16 protein-coding genes are annotated in these 18,754 nt (G+C 47.9%); all 16 read right to left on the reverse strand.

The window, feature by feature from the left end; translation table 11 throughout:
* Positions 1 to 3 precede the first annotated feature (3 nt).
* Positions 4 to 831 (reverse strand): class I SAM-dependent methyltransferase, encoded by an 828-nt coding sequence (locus ON006_RS10950; RefSeq protein WP_244819820.1) that lies wholly within the window; start codon positions 829 to 831, stop codon positions 4 to 6.
* Between the two features lie 25 nt (positions 832 to 856).
* Entirely contained in the window at positions 857 to 3,535 is a 2,679-nt protein-coding gene (locus tag ON006_RS10955; RefSeq protein WP_244819821.1) for a TonB-dependent receptor plug domain-containing protein, read from the reverse strand.
* Positions 3,536 to 3,550: 15 nt separating this feature from the next.
* Entirely contained in the window at positions 3,551 to 6,688 is a 3,138-nt protein-coding gene (locus ON006_RS10960) for an nSTAND1 domain-containing NTPase (RefSeq protein WP_244819822.1), read from the reverse strand.
* Between the two features lie 5 nt (positions 6,689 to 6,693).
* Positions 6,694 to 7,122, reverse strand: a complete 429-nt coding sequence (locus ON006_RS10965) for an ATP-binding protein (RefSeq protein WP_244819823.1) — start codon at positions 7,120 to 7,122, stop codon at positions 6,694 to 6,696.
* Positions 7,123 to 7,130: 8 nt separating this feature from the next.
* Positions 7,131 to 7,451: an anti-sigma factor antagonist gene (locus ON006_RS10970; RefSeq protein ID WP_244819824.1), complete on the reverse strand. Its 321-nt coding sequence runs from the start codon at positions 7,449 to 7,451 to the stop codon at positions 7,131 to 7,133.
* A 248-nt stretch (positions 7,452 to 7,699) separates the two neighbouring features.
* The gene (gene glgX / locus ON006_RS10975; RefSeq protein ID WP_244819825.1) at positions 7,700 to 9,820 is read right to left on the reverse strand and encodes a glycogen debranching protein GlgX; all 2,121 of its coding nucleotides are present in this window, start codon (positions 9,818 to 9,820) and stop codon (positions 7,700 to 7,702) included.
* Positions 9,821 to 9,823: 3 nt separating this feature from the next.
* The gene (locus ON006_RS10980) at positions 9,824 to 10,162 is read right to left on the reverse strand and encodes an STAS domain-containing protein (protein WP_244819826.1); all 339 of its coding nucleotides are present in this window, start codon (positions 10,160 to 10,162) and stop codon (positions 9,824 to 9,826) included.
* Positions 10,163 to 10,287: 125 nt separating this feature from the next.
* A complete protein-coding gene (locus ON006_RS10985; RefSeq protein ID WP_244819827.1) occupies positions 10,288 to 12,111 on the reverse strand; it encodes an AGE family epimerase/isomerase in 1,824 nt (607 codons plus the stop codon).
* Positions 12,112 to 12,153: 42 nt separating this feature from the next.
* On the reverse strand, positions 12,154 to 12,573 hold the full coding sequence (locus ON006_RS10990) for a VOC family protein (protein ID WP_244819828.1): 420 nt from the start codon (positions 12,571 to 12,573) through the stop codon (positions 12,154 to 12,156).
* An 11-nt stretch (positions 12,574 to 12,584) separates the two neighbouring features.
* Positions 12,585 to 13,154 (reverse strand): DJ-1/PfpI family protein, encoded by a 570-nt coding sequence (locus tag ON006_RS10995; RefSeq protein ID WP_244819829.1) that lies wholly within the window; start codon positions 13,152 to 13,154, stop codon positions 12,585 to 12,587.
* A gap of 31 nt (positions 13,155 to 13,185) precedes the next feature.
* A complete protein-coding gene (locus tag ON006_RS11000; protein WP_244819830.1) occupies positions 13,186 to 13,578 on the reverse strand; it encodes a nuclear transport factor 2 family protein in 393 nt (130 codons plus the stop codon).
* 38 nt (positions 13,579 to 13,616) lie between these two features.
* Positions 13,617 to 14,042: a hypothetical protein gene (locus ON006_RS11005; RefSeq protein ID WP_244819831.1), complete on the reverse strand. Its 426-nt coding sequence runs from the start codon at positions 14,040 to 14,042 to the stop codon at positions 13,617 to 13,619.
* 46 nt (positions 14,043 to 14,088) lie between these two features.
* Positions 14,089 to 15,624 (reverse strand): GMC family oxidoreductase, encoded by a 1,536-nt coding sequence (locus ON006_RS11010; RefSeq protein ID WP_244819832.1) that lies wholly within the window; start codon positions 15,622 to 15,624, stop codon positions 14,089 to 14,091.
* Between the two features lie 27 nt (positions 15,625 to 15,651).
* Positions 15,652 to 17,361 (reverse strand): thiamine pyrophosphate-binding protein, encoded by a 1,710-nt coding sequence (locus tag ON006_RS11015; RefSeq protein ID WP_244819833.1) that lies wholly within the window; start codon positions 17,359 to 17,361, stop codon positions 15,652 to 15,654.
* The gene (locus tag ON006_RS11020) at positions 17,351 to 18,178 is read right to left on the reverse strand and encodes a type 1 glutamine amidotransferase domain-containing protein (RefSeq protein ID WP_244819834.1); all 828 of its coding nucleotides are present in this window, start codon (positions 18,176 to 18,178) and stop codon (positions 17,351 to 17,353) included. The genes ON006_RS11015 and ON006_RS11020 overlap by 11 nt, the downstream gene beginning before the upstream one ends.
* A 66-nt stretch (positions 18,179 to 18,244) precedes the next feature.
* On the reverse strand, positions 18,245 to 18,682 hold the full coding sequence (locus tag ON006_RS11025; protein ID WP_244819835.1) for an ester cyclase: 438 nt from the start codon (positions 18,680 to 18,682) through the stop codon (positions 18,245 to 18,247).
* Between the last annotated feature and the right edge of the window lie 72 nt (positions 18,683 to 18,754).

Raw genomic sequence — 18,754 nt, forward strand, 5'->3', positions numbered from 1 at the left:
ATATTATTCGTTTGTCAATGGCTTTTTGGCCAGGTACACGCCTTGTTTGAAAAAGAGACTTACATTATCGTCTTCAAAAGTAAATTTCGTTTTTTCGGAAAAACCCGCTCCTTCGTCAATGACGAGGCTTACCAAATACTCATTCAACATGCGCAGCTTGTTCCAGTCGCCCTGCAACTCGGAGTAGAGCCGGTACTTGCTGTTGAAGTTATAGGTAAATGACCTGGCGAGTTCATACTCGTGAAAACGCGCCTCGCTGAGCAGAAAATAGAATGCGTCCTGGGTGATGAAATTCCTGTTTTCAACCAGAGATTCATAACCGGCAAGACTGTCTTTTTTTCTGAACATGTTTCGGTAAAACTCCACAGTGCTATCATCCAGAATGGTTTGCCAGAGAATGAATTTGCCGCCGGGCTTCAATATTCTGTAAATCTCGCTGATCATTTTTACCTGATCTTCCGCCGGCAACTCGTGCAAAACCATTTTGGTAACCACCGTATCGAACGAATTATCATCGTATTCCATGGCGGCAGCGCTGTTTTGCTGGTAGGCGACGCATTTCGTTTCTCCAAGTAATTGCAGCAACTGCGTTACCTCTTTCCTCGCCCGCTGCAACTGTATCTCACTGTATTCCAGAATACAATAGTCCACATCCAGCGACGGATGCCTGCTGATAATTGCCTGAGTCACTGGCGCATAGCCTGCGCCGCAGTCGAGAATGGCCTGCCCGTCTCTTGGGTTAATGAGCCTGACAAGTTCATCGAACATGTCGTCACTGAAATTGGTGACCGTTTCGTACCGGATCACTCTGTCGTCGTAAGAATTCTTCATGATAGTAGCAGGGTTTGTCATTTTTTCAAAAATTTAGGAGTACGCGTAACATGGCATTGGTGCCTTTTTGGGGAGTCCGGTACGCCTGGTCGATACCATTGGCACTTCTGATCCCCGGATCTGAATATTTTTCGTTGAGAATATTATTGACGATTGCCTGCACCTGAATCGCATTGCTGATGGTGTAAGTGATGGCGGTATTGAAAATTTTATAAGCCGGAAACAAGCCATTAGGTTGCGGATTGAGCGGAACCGAAGTACCCCGACCCACTCTGCGGCCACTCACATAGTTGAACCTGAGATTGATATTCAGCTTTTCGCTTTTCAAGAAAACACCATTCACGCCTACATTAAAATGATGCTTGGCAATATCTCCCACGATCAGTTTTTTGTTCGTCACCACGTCTGTCACTACTGTTCCAGCTATGGAATCCTTCTTAGCATCCGTGAATGTATAATTGCTGAAAAGGTTAAAGTTTTTAGAGATTTTATAATCAAAAACAGCCTGTACACCTGTCACATAAGACTTGCCCGTGTTGTTTTTTTGCAATGTGACGCCATTCTTATAAGGTACTGTGATCTCTTCGATAATGTCTTTATAAATCGCATAATACGCGCTCACGTCCAGCCGAGCCCCTTTCATTGGCGCAAAATTGAACGATACTTCAAAATTGTTCACCTGCTCAGGACGAAGACCCGGATTCGCAATCAGCCTCGTGGGAGCGGAAGTAGAGTAACGGTCACGGCTCGACGCGTCCTGAAATGCCTGAGCGTAAATCGCTTTCACCACAAACCTGCCAGGCGCATACACGACCGCCATTCTTGGGTTAAACTGGTTACCATATCCACCGGTTTTTCTGATACGATTATGGTCAAACCTGCCACCCAGCGTAATGCGTAACGCTTTGCTCGCCTCGAACGTACCTTGCGCATAGGCACCGATGTTGCGATGCTCGAAGAGGTTACCACCCGAGACAGTGTCAAAATCACTTTTTCCTCGCTCTGTGGCGCTTATATAGTAATCGGCAACCAGTGTGGAATCGATCGTATATTTCTTGTAATCACCCTGAATAAGGCTGTTACGGATTTCAATACCGCCCACAATGTCCAGCCTGGGCGATGGCGTGTACAGGATTTTGAGCTCATCACGGTATTGTTGTGACTGCTGATAATAAAACTGTGTCCGCCAGAAAGGCTGCTTGTTGTTTAGCAAATTGGTCGGCGTCAATCCTTTGTTGGAGTAATTACGGACTGTCACAATGCGAGATTGATCATTGATTTGCGTGGTGCGGTACTGAGCCGTGTTAATGATCGCCAGCTTATCCGGAATGATCTCTTTTTCATAAACAACATAGTAAAGCGACTGCCGCGGCTCCCAGATATTGCCATTGGAAGAGCCCGCGCGCGAGTTATCGTTGGAATAATTGAGCGAACCCTGAATATTCTGCCAGTTCTGAAAACCGAGCGTAAAGTCGCTCACTTTCAGGCTGCCTTTGATATAATAATGTTCCAGCAAATTGGAATAGCCGATCGGGTTGCCATTGAGATTGCCTTTCAATGCAGCCTTATCCATATTTCTTGCAACGGTCTCGCCCTGGTCAGTCAGGTTCGCGGCGGTTACTTCACCATTCACTTTCGTGAGACTGTAGTATGCATTGTCGTCGCCAATCTTGTTAACTTTTACAAAAGTGGCGGCATTTGACGTCACACTCAGGATCTTTTTGTAGTTGACCTTGTCGTAATAATCCGGATTGAAATTATACTCTTCGTACTTCGACAGGTCGTGTTCTCTTGAAAAATAAGCCCTGCCGGTCAATGAAAACACTATGTTCTTGAATTTCGCGCCGGTCGTCACATCAGCATAGCGGGTCTTGTAGCTGCCGTATCCAAGGTCGGCCTTCATACCAAAATTCTTATTGTTCCTGATCACGTCGGTAGGTTGCTTCGTGATTACGTTCACTACGCCCAGGAATGCATTAGCCCCATACATGGTCGACGCTGGCCCATATACGATCTCAATCCTGCTGACATTGGTAATCGGGAACTGGCGGTTCCAGTACACAAAATTTCCCCAGAAGTCATTCTCCTCAATGCCATTGATCATGAAAAGCGTCCTGTCCGTATTGCTCGACCGGTAGCCCCGCTGATAAATATTGGAATACGTCGAACCATAAGTACGTGAAACATCGAAGCCCGGCAGATCATTGAAAAGTGCTTCCATGTCAATGTAGCCTCTTTGAACAATATCTTCGGCAGTCAGCACCATGACGGTAGCCGGCGCTTTGTTAATGTCTTCCAATTTTTTGGAAACCGAACTTACCTGAATGACACGGTCCGTAGCATTTTTGAGGAAATTGACTATCCTTGCGAATTTCGTCGATACGGACAGGTCGCCGTCCGGCTCATAAGAAGGGTTTGCCAGCAACATTTGGCGTATCGAAATTGTAGCTCCTTCCAGCGAATCGACCGCCAGGTAGCTCTGTGCAATCAGTTTGTATGCAACTGCTTTCTCATTGGTAGTAAATCCATTTTCCAGACAAGGGTTCAGCAATGCAAAAACATCCTGAAAATTACCATTGGTATATCTCCGCTGCGCCTCCGTGATCTTGAACTCTCCGCAATTTTCCTGCGCGCGCACCTCGCCCGTTACCAGAATGGCAAGCAGCAACATCAAGACTGACAGCATGTAAATAACTCGTTTCATACCCGGCTGTTCTGGTTATTCTGTTGGCAAAATCTTCTGATAATCAATGTCTTTACCGATATAGGTATTCCATTCATCGGTTGTGAAATTCCTTTTTACTGTTTTAAAAATCTTGGCATAAAGCTGGTCCGTATTAATGTCCCAAATCCTGACGGACTTGTCGGCACCGCAGGAAATGAGTCGGTTGCTGTCGGCCGTAAAGCACAGCCCCATTACCCAGTTATCGTAATCGCGGATGACAATGGGCTGCTGTTGCAACAGAATGTCTTTATAATTCCAAATGTGAACAGAGCCGTCGTAACTGCACGTTGCCATCAGCTTCCCGTTGGGTGAGAAAATAATGCTGTTTACGGGTGAAGTATGTCGTCCGGTAACTGTATTAACTGCTCCCGTCAATGCATTGTCGGCTAATGTCCACGCGTGCAGCGAGCCGTAATTATTGCTTGTGATAAGTTTCGCACCATCCGGACTGAATGCCAGCGACGAAACCTGAGTGCCAAATTGAAGAAAAGTGTAAACCGTTGGGGCCTTTTTCAGGTTATCAAGATCGAAAGACAATACCTTTCCGTTCGTCGAACCGCACATGAGTACCTTGTTATCAGGACTAACTTTGGCGCATAAAATCGGGAAGGCCGCTTTGATATGTTGTACCGAATCCAGTGAACGGTCCGTCATTTTCCAGGTACGGATAGCCCCGTCCGAACTGACCGAAATCAATATATTTTTAATGTTGAGTAGTGAATGAATGGAGGTTTTGTGAGCACGGATCACGTCCGGTGATGCATTGCCCGTTTCATCTTTCCATTTAAAAATATAACCCATATCACTGCCGGCAATCACACTCTTATCGTCCTGACTGAATAAAACCGAGCGCAGGTCCTGCCGTATGCCTTTCGGAAGCCCGTAACTTTCCGGACGTAGCGTCAGGTCATTGAGGTTCCAGATCTTCAATGTACCATCATCACTGCCGGAAGCCAGCTTGGTGTGTGCCGCATTGATCGTCACCGCGCGAACCACGTCGCTGTGCCCCCTCATAACTGTTTTAGAGTCTGCTACTTTCGACAATGCGTTAAAGATGTCCGGAGAATCCTTATCATTAAACTTATAAGCCTGAATGGCGAGCAAAGCTGATATATCATCCTTGCTATCAGGCATTTGATACGACTGAATAGCAATGGATCGGGCCACTGCCAACAGCCTGAGTTTCTTTTCCTTTTCGGTTGCAGCGTCGGCTTTTTCGCGCTGCTTGTTAGCTACCACGATCAGCGTATCCACTTTCACTTTCTGCCGAAGCACTTCCTTTTTCTCGTTTTCGACAATTTCCTTTTGTTCCTGTGTTTCCAGCAATGCCTTCCCGGCGATTTCCGCACTCAGGTTAGCCGACTGTTTGGCCAGGATCGCCTCATCCGTTTTCTTCTCTGCTATGGCCTTTTGTTGTACTGCAATTCGTCTTTGTTCATCGGTTAGCAATCGCTGTTGCTCGGCAATTTCCTGCTGCTGTTCTGCGATCTTGCTTTGTACCGTTGCTTCTTTCGACTGCTCCTCGGCGCGTTTACGCTCAGTTTGCGCCGCCTGTTCCTTCGTATCGGACTCTCTCAGCGCCTGTCGGGTTTCCGCCTGAAGTAATGTCAGATACAATACGGCAACGGTCGCGACCATACCGATACCCACACCTAAAATCGCGAAATAACGACTTTGTCTTAAAGCTTTCTGTTGCTTTTCCTCCTGGCTTTGCAGATCAAATTCATGTTGTTTTCGGCTGTAATCAAGAAAGTTGATTGCTCTTTCAAAATACGGATCGTATCTCTTCGCCCATTCTTTGGTTGGCTGGTTGTCCTTTTGCCATTTCAATCCGAGCTGTAACTCCGGGTTCACCCAAAGGCCGGCCCGTCCATCCTGATAGACCTGTGCAGTAGCGCTGAGCTGTTTGTACAACTTCGCCGAGTCAAGTTCTTCCTTGATCCAGCGGCTGAGCCGTGTCCACAGTACCAGGATTTTTTCAACCGTCACATCTATCACCGAATCATTGTTCAGGCGGATATTGGAATTCGGACTCAGAAACGAAACACCCCTTGCCCTGAAAACCTGAATAACATCCAGTAGCTGGTAGTCGGGAATGCCGGTAATTTTTACAATTTCCGCCAGTGTGATCGGATGCAACACCGGCGTGTCGCTGGCACCGGATACGATTAATGTCTTGAATAATTTTTCTGCCGCTATCTTCCTTCTGTCGTCCAGATTTTGAATAAAAAGCTCCTCGGCATGAATGTTAATGGAGTTTTTCATGGTACCAATAGCCTCATATTCGGCTAGCGTGATCATTTCCGGGTTCGCCGGTATCTCCGCCCATTTGCCCCAGGTACGCAGCAGGGCGTGCTGAAGAATAGGAAGCGAATCGGGATTGGCAGTGATTTCATCCAGCAGCGTATCCACCAGATCAGTAGAAATCTTTGCTCCTGATACCTCTACGGGTTTGGTGATCACCTCCCGCACTTCCTCCATTGTCATTTTTGGCAACAGGTAATATCCTCGGTTGATCGCCTCGGTAAGGCCCTTGAATTCAGTACAATGGTCCAGATAATCCGAACGCATGGTAATGGCAGCGTACGATTGTTCTCCCGGTTGGTTAATGTGGTTTAATATGATCTGGATAAAAATTGAGGCTTCGCTTCTTGCTTCCTTTTGAGCTCCGCCATCCAGATCATAGCGAAATATCTCTTCAAACTGATCTATAACAAGTAAGAGCTTACTCCTGCCGAAAGCAGAAATAAGCTCCTTCACTGTATTCATAATCGTATCCTCAGACCATTCGGAACTCATCAGGTCTACACCGGCTGATATGCCTTTATCCTTCCTAAGCCTGGTTTTTAACGCTGTTAGCAAATTTTTCACCGGATATGCTCCCGGTTTGAAAAGAACAACGCTCCAATCATCATGCCCTGCCGATACTTCGAGCGAAGGTATCAGGCCGGCTTTGATCAGCGACGACTTTCCACTTCCCGACGAACCGATCAGTGCCAGAAAGCGACTTTCCAGAAGTTTGTTTTTTAGCGCACGAATATGCGAATCCCTTCCGAAGAACAGTGCATGATCTTCATACTCATAACTTCTCAGGCCCGGAAAAGGATTAGCTAGTGTAGATTTATCGACCATATAACTCAGGTCCCGGCGATTTTCATGATAAACTTGTTACGGTTTTTGCCATCGGCATATTCATAGGAAAAGTCATCGACACCGTTGACGGTCAGAAAAATACCCAGCCCGCCAATATCCCTGTCTTCCAAAGGCATTGACAGGTATTCTGAATCGGGCATTTCTCTCGCCAACGGGTCAAAAGCAGCTCCCTGATCTTCCAGGATAATGATGAGCTCATGTTCAGTGATCTCACTCAATACATTGAAATCCGCTTCGATCCCCGCCCTCTGATAACCGTATAAAATGATGTTGGTAGCAATTTCATCAATGGCCAGCGTGAGGCTGTACGTGGCCTTTTTGACCAGTCCAGCCTTTTGAGCAAGTTCACCAATGTAATCCCGCAGGGGATCCAGAGAGTCAACAACCCCGGGAAAACTTTTCGTTTCCATCATGGTTCATGTTAAACGGGATATTGATCTACGATAGTTACGCTGTGCTGCAGACCTGTTTTAACCAGGGTGTCAACGATCAGCTCCTGTGGCTTCACAATGTAAATGGATAATTTTGGCCCTATTTTTTGCTTGGAATAAATAAGCACTCTCAGTCCTGCGGATGACATAAAGTTAAGGTTCTCCATATCAAGTACCAATGAATCAATAGATTGATTGGCAATTTTTTCAATTTCAGTTTGAAACACCCTCGCAGAAAGGGAATCCAGCTCGCCATGAAGCGTCAATTTGGCAATTTGGTTTTCGACTACAGACTCTATTTGAAATGCCATTTGATTTAATACGTTTAGAGTTTTACAAAATATTTAATGTATTCTTTCGGCCCAGCTGTCAAGCTGAGCGGGAGCCGGGTGGTTGGGGGAGTTCGTGCCAGTGCCTTCGTCTCCGCTCAGGCGGACAAGGGTAGGGCGCTGGCAGGCAGAGTTAGATGGACAAAAGCTTGAGTAGCCCTTCGACCGCCCGGCCGCCCGATTCGCTCCTGACAACTAGCTAGGTTGTCGTCCTGAGCGGAGCCGAAGGGCTACTTCCCAATCAATATCACCGTCGCCCTGCCGCCAACCAGGAACCTGCCCTGATCGTCCAGTTTCGGTTCTTTTCCGATATCGTAGATATCTTGACCCGTCGGCATGTCGGTGTTTACTGCCAGGTACCAGCTTCTTCCATTGGGGAGTATCGGTAACTCGTAGTACAATGCATCCCAGTAGGAGTTCATCGCTACATATACCGAATCGTCTTCAATGGTACCGCTTTTTGCATGGGCGCCGTCGAGCATAAATGCCAGGCAACGGCTTGATGCTGAGAAGTCGGCGTGCCAGGCTTGCGTGCCGTGGAAACTGATGTCCGGATACCCGCTGCCAACATAATCCCGGTGCTGAAAATGCGTCCGGCTTCTGAGAACAGGGTGCGCACGGCGGAACCTGGTGATGCGCTGAGCGAAATAATAGATGTCAGCATTCTTTTCGAGAAGCCCCCAATCCATCCAGTTCAGCTCGTTATCGTGGCAATAGGTATTGTTGTTACCGGATTTGGTAACGCCCACTTCATCGCCCGACAGGATCATCGGTACGCCCTGGCTCACCATCAGGATCGACAGCGCATTCTTTATCTGCTTGTGACGGAGTTGATTAATGAACGCATCATCTGTTTCACCTTCCACCCCACAATTCCATGAATGATTATCATTACCGCCGTCATTATTATTTTCTCCGTTCGCTTCGTTGTGTTTCTCATTGTAAGCAAAAAGGTCATAGAGGGTAAAACCGTCATGACAGGAAATGAAATTGATACTTGCAGTCGGTCCGCGATAGTGGTACAAGTCCGGCCATCCCTGAATACATTGGGCAAGTTCCCCGATCAATCCTTCATCGCCTTTCAGGAACTTACGGATCGAGTCGCGGTACTTTCCGTTCCATTCGGCCCAACGGCCATAAGCCGGAAATGAGCCTACCTGGTACAATCCTCCCGCATCCCAGGCCTCGGCTACCAGCTTGCATTTGGCAAGGATAGGATCATAGGCCAGTGATTCCAAAAGTGGCGGATTGCTGAGCGGGGCACCGTTCTGGTCACGACCGAGAATGGCAGCGAGGTCAAAACGGAAGCCGTCAATATGGTAGTCAGCCGCCCAGTAACGCAGGCAGTCGAGTACCATATTACGTACCACCGGATTGTTACAGTTCAATGTATTTCCGGTTCCTGAGAAATTGAAATAATAACCCTCAGGCGTCAGCATGTAATAAGTTTTGTTATCAATACCGCGGAAAGAAATGGTATGGCCGCGATGGTCGCCCTCGGCCGTATGGTTAAACACCACATCCAGCATCACTTCGATACCATTCTTGTGCAGCTCCTTCACCAGCGTTTTCAGCTCGTCAACCTGCATTCCAAACTTTCCTGTGGCAGCATAACCTGCTTTTGGAGAGAAGAAATTGACAGTGCTGTATCCCCAGAAATTGACGATCAGTCCGCCGGTCACCGGGTTTTCCTTGCTGTTTTCCCATTCGTCAAACTCATAAATCGGCATGAGCTCCACGCAATTGATACCCAGCTCTTTCAGGTAAGCGATCTTGCTTCTGATAGCGGCGAAGGTACCCGGGTTTTTAACTTTGGATGAAGGATGCTGTGTGAATCCTCTTACGTGCATTTCGTAGATCACCAGATCTTCAATCGGTGTTTCCAGCGGATGGTCGGTTTCCCAGTCAAAATCCTCGAATACCAGCCTGGAACGGTATGGATAAATGTTGTCCCAGTTCGGTGTGGCCAGCCACGAATCCCTTCCGCCGATTGCTTTGGCATAAGGATCGCTCAGAATAATGCTTTTGTCGAACCGGTGTCCTTCTTCCGGTTTGAATGGGCCATCCATCCGGTACCCGTATTCCAGGCGCTCGTAATCCAGATCGAAAACGATCATGGAATACACATTGCCCGTCCGGAACTCTTCCGGAAAACGGATCTCCGCAAATGGCTGTGCTTCGCCACGTTCGAACAGTACCAATGTACAATCGATCGCCTCGCTGGAATAAATACTGAAATTGATACCATTCGGAACCATCGTCGCGCCAAATGGCAGCACGTGTCCCCGCCTGAACTTGATCCCCTGCTGCTCGTGCGTGGGGTAATAATCTATCCTGATGTCTGTTGCCATGGGCTAGTCCTGTTTTAGAATGACGAGTGCTTCATCCAGTTTATCAACAATGGTAAAAAAGTTGATAAACCCGGTCGTGGACATGACATCCTGGATATCTTCCGAAACCCCCACCAGTACTACCTTCCCGTTTTGCCCCTTGATGTTCCGGTAAACCATCAGCAACACACGCAGCCCGGCACTGGACATGAACCCAACGGCCGTCAGATCAATAGCGATCTTTTGGCTTTTGTCCGTCGCCAGTCTGGCATTTTTTTCAAATTCGGGAGCTGTTTTGCTGTCAATGTCCCCGGATACCTCGACAACCGAAATATCCTCGTGGTCTGTAATTGTTACTTTCATAGTTCCTTGCGATTTAATTGTAGGCAATTGGCTGTCGGCCTTTGGCTATCGTTATTTTATTGTTTTTTTACAACATAAAATATCATCACCGAAAGCCGACCGCCGATTGCCGAAAGCCACTTGCCCTATTTTGCCGGGCTGATCTGTACTTTCACACGAATGCTTTCTTCTGCTTCTGGAAGCTTCACAGTTAACCCGTATGCATCGAAGTCGGTATAAGGCTGATCATTGATAAACACCTCGCTAATGTAAATGCTACCGGCAGGCAGGATATCCGGTGATACACGCAGGATATTGTCGGTCCAGCTGTTCGGATAAGGCTTGAAGTAGAAATAGGTTGGTTGCTTGGTGATCAACAGGTTAATATAAACCGCTGACAGATAGCACAATTCAGTACTATGGTAGGCGCTCATGGAGTGACTTCCCTTGTAGCGCTCGGTACCCAGCAGGTAAGGCATACCATTGCCAAACACGTTGAAATACACACCACCATCATCATTATCAAGGAAGAATGCATTGTAGAATGCAGCTGCTTCACGTGCTTGTTTTTCGTATTCTTTGTCGCCCAACACACCGTACATGATCAGGTAAGCAAGAATCGCCTGCTCCTGCTGCCACCATGCCTTGCGGTCGTGCCATACAAACTGATGTTTGCCACCGGTTTTGGTCACGCGTTCTACCACGTCGTACCAGCCGCCGCGCTGCTGATCGGAACCTGCTGCGGGCATCAGTTCAGCTATTTTCTTGGCAAATTCGAGGTATTCATCTTTCGGCGTCAATGACTGCTGACGGATCAGGTTCCATGCGATTTTCAGGTTGTGGCCTACTACCGCACGGTTTTGCTGCCATCCCCAGGTTTGGTCTTTGCTCCAATCCTCGAAAAATTTCTCCTGAACAAACGGGCTGTTCTCGTAATCAGGGAAGTATTTGGTAATGGTATCAAATGTATATTCCAGGAAGTCGGCATGTTTTTTCTCACCGCTCGCCAGGTACAGGTTGATCAGGTAAGCCGGTGCATGGTCACCCACTGAGTTCCAGTTTTTACGTGCCTTGTTGTGCGCCAGTGACTCTTCGTGCGCATCCAGCGTAATCGGGTGCAAGTGAGAGTAGTAGCCTATTCCATTAGGGTCTTTGAAGTATTTTTCAAAAAGATCAATGGTTTTGTCAATGTCCTCACGAATGCGTTTGTCACCCGTAATGCGGTACGTTTGCGTAGGTCCCGCCAGTGCGTAGATCTGCTCGTACATAGGAAGCGAGTCCAGGTCATCGCCAAATTCGGAAGTAAGGAGCTTAGTCTCTTTCTGGCCTTCCACTTTTAGTCCGTGGTACCAGTACACCAGGTCATCGTCCTGATCAAAGAAACGCAAGTGGTCGCGGAGATATTCCGTTCCCAGCTCGGCGCCTTCCAGGAATTCATCCTTTCCAGTCAGCAGGTAGGCTGATGCAAAACCGTACACCATCCGGGAAATTGTATCTGTTTCCTGCAAATAATCGCCCTTTTTCGCTCCTCCCAAATGGAGCATGGTACGGTAATTTTTATAATTAATTTCCTCTTTCGGATAGTCAAACTGCCATTTCAGGTAGCTGGACGCAATGGAGCTAATCTGTGTGATCCACCAGTTTTGCTCTTCGTGACGGTAAACTTTGGGTTCCTTGCCTGGGAATATCAGTTGCTGTGCTTCAAATGCCGCCTCGTCGCCACCTGCGTTCGGATAAAACGTTCCGTAAGCAAAAACGTACTGACCGTTGGTAGCCAAAAAAGCAGTGATATCCCCCGGATCTTGCCATCCTTCGGTCAAATTTTGTACGCTGCGGGCGTATGTAGAAGCGATCAGGTTAACCTTGAAAGGCCTTTTGTCCGAGGTTTCCAGCGTAAACCAGCGTTCCTGTGCATTATATCCCGTGATATACCCTGCAATGGTATCTGAAAAAGTGAAATTTATATTCATGCTTCAATAGTTAAGGTGTTTTACAAAAAACTGATAGAGAAATTATAGGTCTTCCTGGTCGCGGTAGCCTTGGGTGATTTCGATGATATTGCCTTCGGGATCTTTCAGCCAGACGGTTTTCCAGCCTTCGATCACATCGTCGAAATGCAGCGGCCCGAGCGTGATCACGGCATCTTCCCCCATTGATTCGACTTTCGCATCAATGTCATCTACGGAAAAAGCAATGTGGCGTAATCCCGGGTAATGCGGGCCGTCGGCCTCCGACATCGGGCAGGGACGTTCTTCTTCGGGCGGAAAAATCTCGAAATAGAAATTATGCGCATTTTTGAGGAAAATCAGTTCTGCATCGTCTCCCAAACTGATCACTCTTGCCCGCTTAAAACCAAAATGCCGCGCATAAAATGATTCAAACTTTGGAAGGTTCTTAACGGTTAGTGCCAAATGAAAAAATGTAGCGTCCATAGTAGTAGGGGTTAATCTGATGACAGGGTCTCAATGATTTTTTTCGCAAACAAATGCGCATGACCACCCGACCGTCCTGTGATCAGGTCGCCATCCACCACCACATCTTCATTCACATAAATCGCCCCGTATGCCTTGGCGTCGCCGATCAGGTTGTTGTGGCAAACCAATCTGCGTCCCCGGACCAGTTCCGTGGCAGGCGCCGTCAACCACAATCCGTGGCAAATGATGCCTTTCAAAATACCTGGCTCTGCGAAAACGCGTTTCAAAAACTCAGTCGCCGGCGGAATTTTCTCAACATCCTCCGTATAGCGAAGCCGGTCAGAAACCATCCCCGACGGAACAATGATCGCATCATAGCTTCTCAGTTCCTCGTCGCTCATGTTTTCAAAAGTCTCCCAGCAATCCATCGGCGCACGGTGCTCATGCCCGAGAAACGTAAGTTTATCCTGCCCCCAAAGCCGGCTTAGAAAGTGGATTTCAGCCCCTTCTTCGGGAAAGCGGAATTTGTAATAGAAGATTTCATTTTCAAAATAATCGGCTTCAAACAAAACGCCGATCTTCTTTCCCGCGAGTTTCATGGTAACTGAGTTTAGCTAATTGATAGATTGTTTATGCCAGGGAACCGTCAGGATGCTGAACCATACCGGCGAAGTGAATAGCGATCCGGCCGTTTTCCAGAACCCAGCTGTCTGCGAAGCGCATTTCGCTTTTTTCCCCTCCTACTGTCATCGTGATCTGTTCGGTGATCATCAGTGTTTCCGGATTTTCAGTTTCAGCCCAGAAAATGATCTCGGTTTCAAGCCCGTCAATGCCCAGAATTCCCTGCATATGCTCATTCACCTGCTCGCGGCCTTTGTAGATCACGGGCGATTTGGAAAAACTACTGATCAACGTGGCGTCGTCAGTATATTGGTCCAGAAGAGCCTCAATGTTCTTGTCCAGAATGTGCTGGATATGCTCTTTATACATTTTACCAAGCTTGGTATCGGGTACATTTTTCATAATATTGAAAGAGATAAAGGGGATTGACGGAATGTTTTTTAAAGTGTGGCTGAACCTTCGTGATATTCCAGGCCGTCCACGATATATTTGGTAATGATCACTTTACCAGCATCATTCAGCTTCACCTCCCAGGTCTGGAAAGCATCGCATTTGATACGTTTGCTGAATGGCTCTGGCGCGTTCCACACGCTGGCTTCCCATTGTACCACCACTTTCGAAGTCGCAGTATCACCATTGATCTGGGACTCCACACTTTTAACCGTGTGAACTTCGTCGAAAAAGATGCGGATAACACGCTGAAACCAGCCTTCAAATCCGGCGTGGCCATAAATGGTCACTTCCGGGAAAACCATTTCAAGTTCAGCGTCGGCCAGCAGCGGCAACACTTCCACCATCGGAACGTGGACGTCCAGTTTCTTGTACCAATCTTCGGCTAATGATCGTATCGCTTCCTGTGTTAACATGGTATGTTTTGAGTTAAGTGTTTAGAATTAGTCAGTTAAAAACCAACTAGTTATTTCGATTATCTTCCAAAATCATGTCTGCCGCCTTCTCGCCGATCATGAAGCAGGCAGCGACGGTATTACCACTTGTAACGGTGGGCATAACCGAAGCATCAGCGACACGCAGCTTTTGAATTCCGTGGACCCTGAGCCTCGGATCCACCACTGCGTCAGGATCTTGACCTATGCGGCATGTGCCAGCCGGGTGCCAGATCGTCGTGCTTTGGTTACGGATAAAGGTTGAAATATCCGCTCCTTGTCCCGGTACCATTTCCCCACCATTCAATTCAAGGAATTTCGGCGTGTTTGCCAGTTCCCTGACCAGTTCCACAGCTTTGGATAGCACGCGGATATCTGCTTCGCTGTTCAAATAATTGGGATTGACCAATGGGGCGTCAAGCGGGTTTTTAGACCTTAATGATACTTCTCCCCTGCTTTCCGGCTGAACCAGGATTGGAAGAAAAATACAAACAGGACCGCCCAGATCAGGCAATATCGGTGCAAGTGGCTGTGGCAGGCTCGGCGTAAAATTAATCTGCAAATCCACCTGGGTGCTATCGTCTTTGGTACACACAAAAAGCGCGTTACCGGTCAGCAATGTCGTATTGGGCATTGGAATTTTTGACCTGAAAATCATCGGCAGCTGCAAATGGTCCTGCAAATTTTTCCCGACGCCTGGCAAATCATTTACTACCGGAATTTGCAATGCAGAAAGCTCGTTCGCAGGCCCGATCCCGGACAGTAAAAGCAACTTCGGTGAAGCCAGCGCCCCTGCCGAAATGATCACTTCCTTGGTTGCCAGCGCATGCCAGTTTTCATTTTCAGTAAAAAATTCTACACCGAATGCAGCCTGGTCCTGGATAAGTATCTTTAAAACCTGTGCATTGGTAATAATGGTCAAATTATCTCTTTTTCTGGCTGGGTCAAGAAACGCGGATGCGCCGCTGTCCCGGTTGCCATTTTCATCAATGTGAAATTGTAAAAGACCGGCGCCATTTTCCTGACGCTCACCATTGTAATCCCAGTTCGGGCCGTCATAACCCAGCTCAGTAGCGCCTACCAGAAAGTGTTCGGAACGCATTACTTCGTCGGGGCAATCGCGGATACTCAGCTCACCACCGTCATGATGGTATTCAGAGGCGCCGTTTTCAAAGCTTTCCGATTTTTTGAAATAGGGCAAAACATCCCTGTATCCCCATCCTTCGGCGCCCAACGCCTTCCATTCCTCGTAGTTGCCGGGATTGCCCCGCACATACATCATCGCATTGAGCGAGGTACTGCCCCCGAGCACCTTCCCCTGGTTGATCACGATCTGCCGACCACCCAGGCCATCCTGCCGGGTAGTTTCCAGTTGCCAGTCCAGCTCTGATCCCCAAAGACTTACAAATCCTCCGGGATCTTTGATGTTAGGCTCCTGATCTTCCTTGCCCGCTTCAATCAGCAAAACGCTGTTGGCAGGATCGGCACTTAAACGATTGGCCAAAACACTGCCCGAAGCACCTGCTCCCACAATGACGTAATCGTATATCTGATTATTCAGCATCTTATTGGCGGAGAGTTAATTAGTCAGCTAATGTGAACAATTTACCTTTACCCAGTCTGACCGGTGGTCGCCTTCCAGCACCAGATCAATCAGAAACGGCTTATCGTCGGCCAGCATTCTTTCGATAGCCGGCAAAATGTCTTCTTCTTTTTCCACGCGCACCGCATCCACACCCATTGATTGTGCCAGAAGGTCGAACCTGATGGCCGGGTATGATAGGTCAAAAGGAAGCGGGTGATCGTGCTTGGGAATCTCCCTTTCCTGCCAGTACTGGTCAATATTGAGCTGCAAAAGCTTATAGGAACCATTGTTGCAGACCACGAATTTCGCACCTGTCTGATGCCTTACTGCCGACCAAAGCGCCTGAATAGTGTACATGCTGCCACCATCTCCCGAAAATCCGATCACTGTTTTTTCAGGATGCGCCAGCTTAGCGCCTATCGCTCCGGGAAATCCTACGCCCAATGAGCCGCCCCTTGTGAAAAAGTACTGTCCCGCCAATCTCGGTGGAATGTACCTGCTCAACGCCGGCGAGTTGGTGAGCGCTTCGTCAAATATGATCGTTTCGTCCTGATTCAGTTTTTCGGCCAGTACACTCGTGAACTGTGCCATATGCAGCGGTGCATTGCCTTTTTGCTTGTCGTCCAGTTCTTTTTCGCTGGCCAACTTTTGCTTTTTGGTGTTACCGATCTGCTCTATACGTTCGTTCGCAACTGCTCTCTGTTCCGGTGTGATCAGCGATTCAATGGCTTGTAGCAATTCAGCTAGCGAAACCTTGGGATCACATACGACGCCGAGATCAACCCGGTGATTTTTGGCGATCTCATATGCATTGAGATCATAATGGATCACTTTTGCATCGGGTGCATAAATCTCTCCCAGATCAGGAAAAACTTCGGGAAGCATATAAGTACCTACAACCAGGTTTACATCGCCTTTGGAAGTAATGGGTTTGCTATATGAGCCGAACATGTGGCCGGTAGTACCCTGGTAAAGTGGATGGGTATTATCCATCACCAGATCACCAAACTCTACGCCGTACACTTCTGCGCCCAGTATTTCAGCCACTTTTGTCAGTTCTTCAATAGCGCCTGAATAAGCAACGCCGTCTCCGATAAAGATCATCGGTTTCTCTGCTGCCAGCAACATTTCCGCCGACTGCGAGATCAGCTCCTTGGAGGGAACAACCCTTGTAGACGGAATGCAGCTCGGGAACACAGGTTCGTCATTGATCTCGTCGAGCACATCCATAGGCAGGCATACATACACAGGACCCATGGGCGCGGTTGTCGCGATCTTGACCGCGCGGCGCAATGTTCTGAGCAATGATTTGGAGGAAGTAGCCATCGTGGCGTACTTCGTCACCGGTGCCATCATGGCCACGAGGTCATTGGCCATTTGCGCATCCATGTTCATATATTGCACACCAGCATCAGAACCGATCACAACCAGCGGAGCGTGCCCCCTTTTGGCCTGATACACAGCCCCTACCGCATTTCCAATACCCGGTGAGCTGTGCAGCTGTACCAAAGTAGGTTTTTGCGTGGCCCTTGCGTAGCCGTCACCTGCCATCACCGCAATGGTTTCCTGCAATGTGAGGATGTATTTCATGTCGGGATACTCGGCCAGGGCGTCAAGGAAGCCTTGTTCTACCGTGCCCGGATTCCCGAACATGAAGTCCATGCCGTCGGCAAGGAACTGTTCAATGATCTTCTGATTTCCGGTTTTACCAGCCATAACGCGTGAGACCTTTGTCAAGAACATTCACAAACTGCTCTCCGAATTCGAAAGAACATTGTAATGAACGTGCTGTAATAAATGGATAGTCAACAATTACTGAGGTTTCTTTTCCAAAATTGCCATGGTACTGGCCTTCCGGACCTACTGCATCGGAAAGGATGTATTCCAGCACGTAAGGAGGTGGCCCCATGTTAAGATCGGTGTTCAGGAAGCCGGTACCGTCGTGGTAATCGTATTCAATGCAATGTCCTGTAACGTGCTTGCCTTTGATAATAGAATTGCGCTCGTTAAAATCTCTTGCAAAAACCAATGGAGCAACTCCGTAGCAGATTCCGGCAACAGGCATTTTTTTGTTATAAAAAGCCAAAACCAGATCGTGAACACGCTGATTGTTGACCATATCAATGATCGGGCCGCTACCTCCTACCAGGAGTACCGCAGCATATTCTTCGGTTACTTTCTCCTGAGCGATTTTAAGGTCTGCATAATATTTTTCAAAAACCCTCAGAAAATCAGGCGTTGAGAAGTACGGGCGCTGTGGAATTACTTCCGACAAGTTCTGACGTACTTCCAGGCGGTTGGATGCTTCAAAAGCTTTCACTTTTTCGGCTGCCAGTGGCGTGGTCACACAAGTTCCCAGCGGAGGATCCACATAAGTGGTGTCGTAGCTTGGCGGCAGCGCTTCCGCTTTTTTGCCGTTTGGCGTAATAAATTCGACGGTGTAACCTGCCTCTTCAAGCTTTTCAAGAGGGCCTACCAGCTCGATGCCCCAGTATCCGTATTCTGATAAAACGGCGAGTATTTTTTTTGACATAAAATTTTGGATTTACAGGAATATCAAATGGTTACTAAATGAGAGGAGGATTTAACTCACTGACTGTCAGTGTCCGGGAGGAGGAGGAACCACACCAAGCTGTTGTAACAAGCCTAGTTCATCCACATTGGCCCAGCGTTCGGCGATCTTGCCATCTTTCATGCGGACAGTGGAAGTACCAGTCATCGAAAGCGATTTGCCCGATGGCGGCATGCCCATTACGCCGCCAGTGTCCGTTCCATTCAGTCTCCAACGGTGCACAACTTTGTCGGCAACATATATCTGATCTTCAATGGAAAGCTTTACATCAGGCATAGCACCGCGGAACATTCCGATGATCCCTTTGAAACTTGCTGAACCCGGTTCTGAAACTGTTTTACCGCCAACCTGCGAGTGGTCAATCGCATCGGAAGCCAACAGGTCTTCTCTTACCACTCCTGTATTCCAGGCTGCTTCAAAAAATTCGACACAAATAGCATTGTTTTGTTCTGCTGATAATGACATGGTTTTTTATTTTTAAGGGTTGATATTTGGTTAATTCTGGGCCGTCGGCTTTCGGCTTTCGGCAATCAATTA

The organism is Dyadobacter pollutisoli (assembly GCF_026625565.1).
Taxonomy (GTDB): domain Bacteria; phylum Bacteroidota; class Bacteroidia; order Cytophagales; family Spirosomataceae; genus Dyadobacter; species Dyadobacter pollutisoli.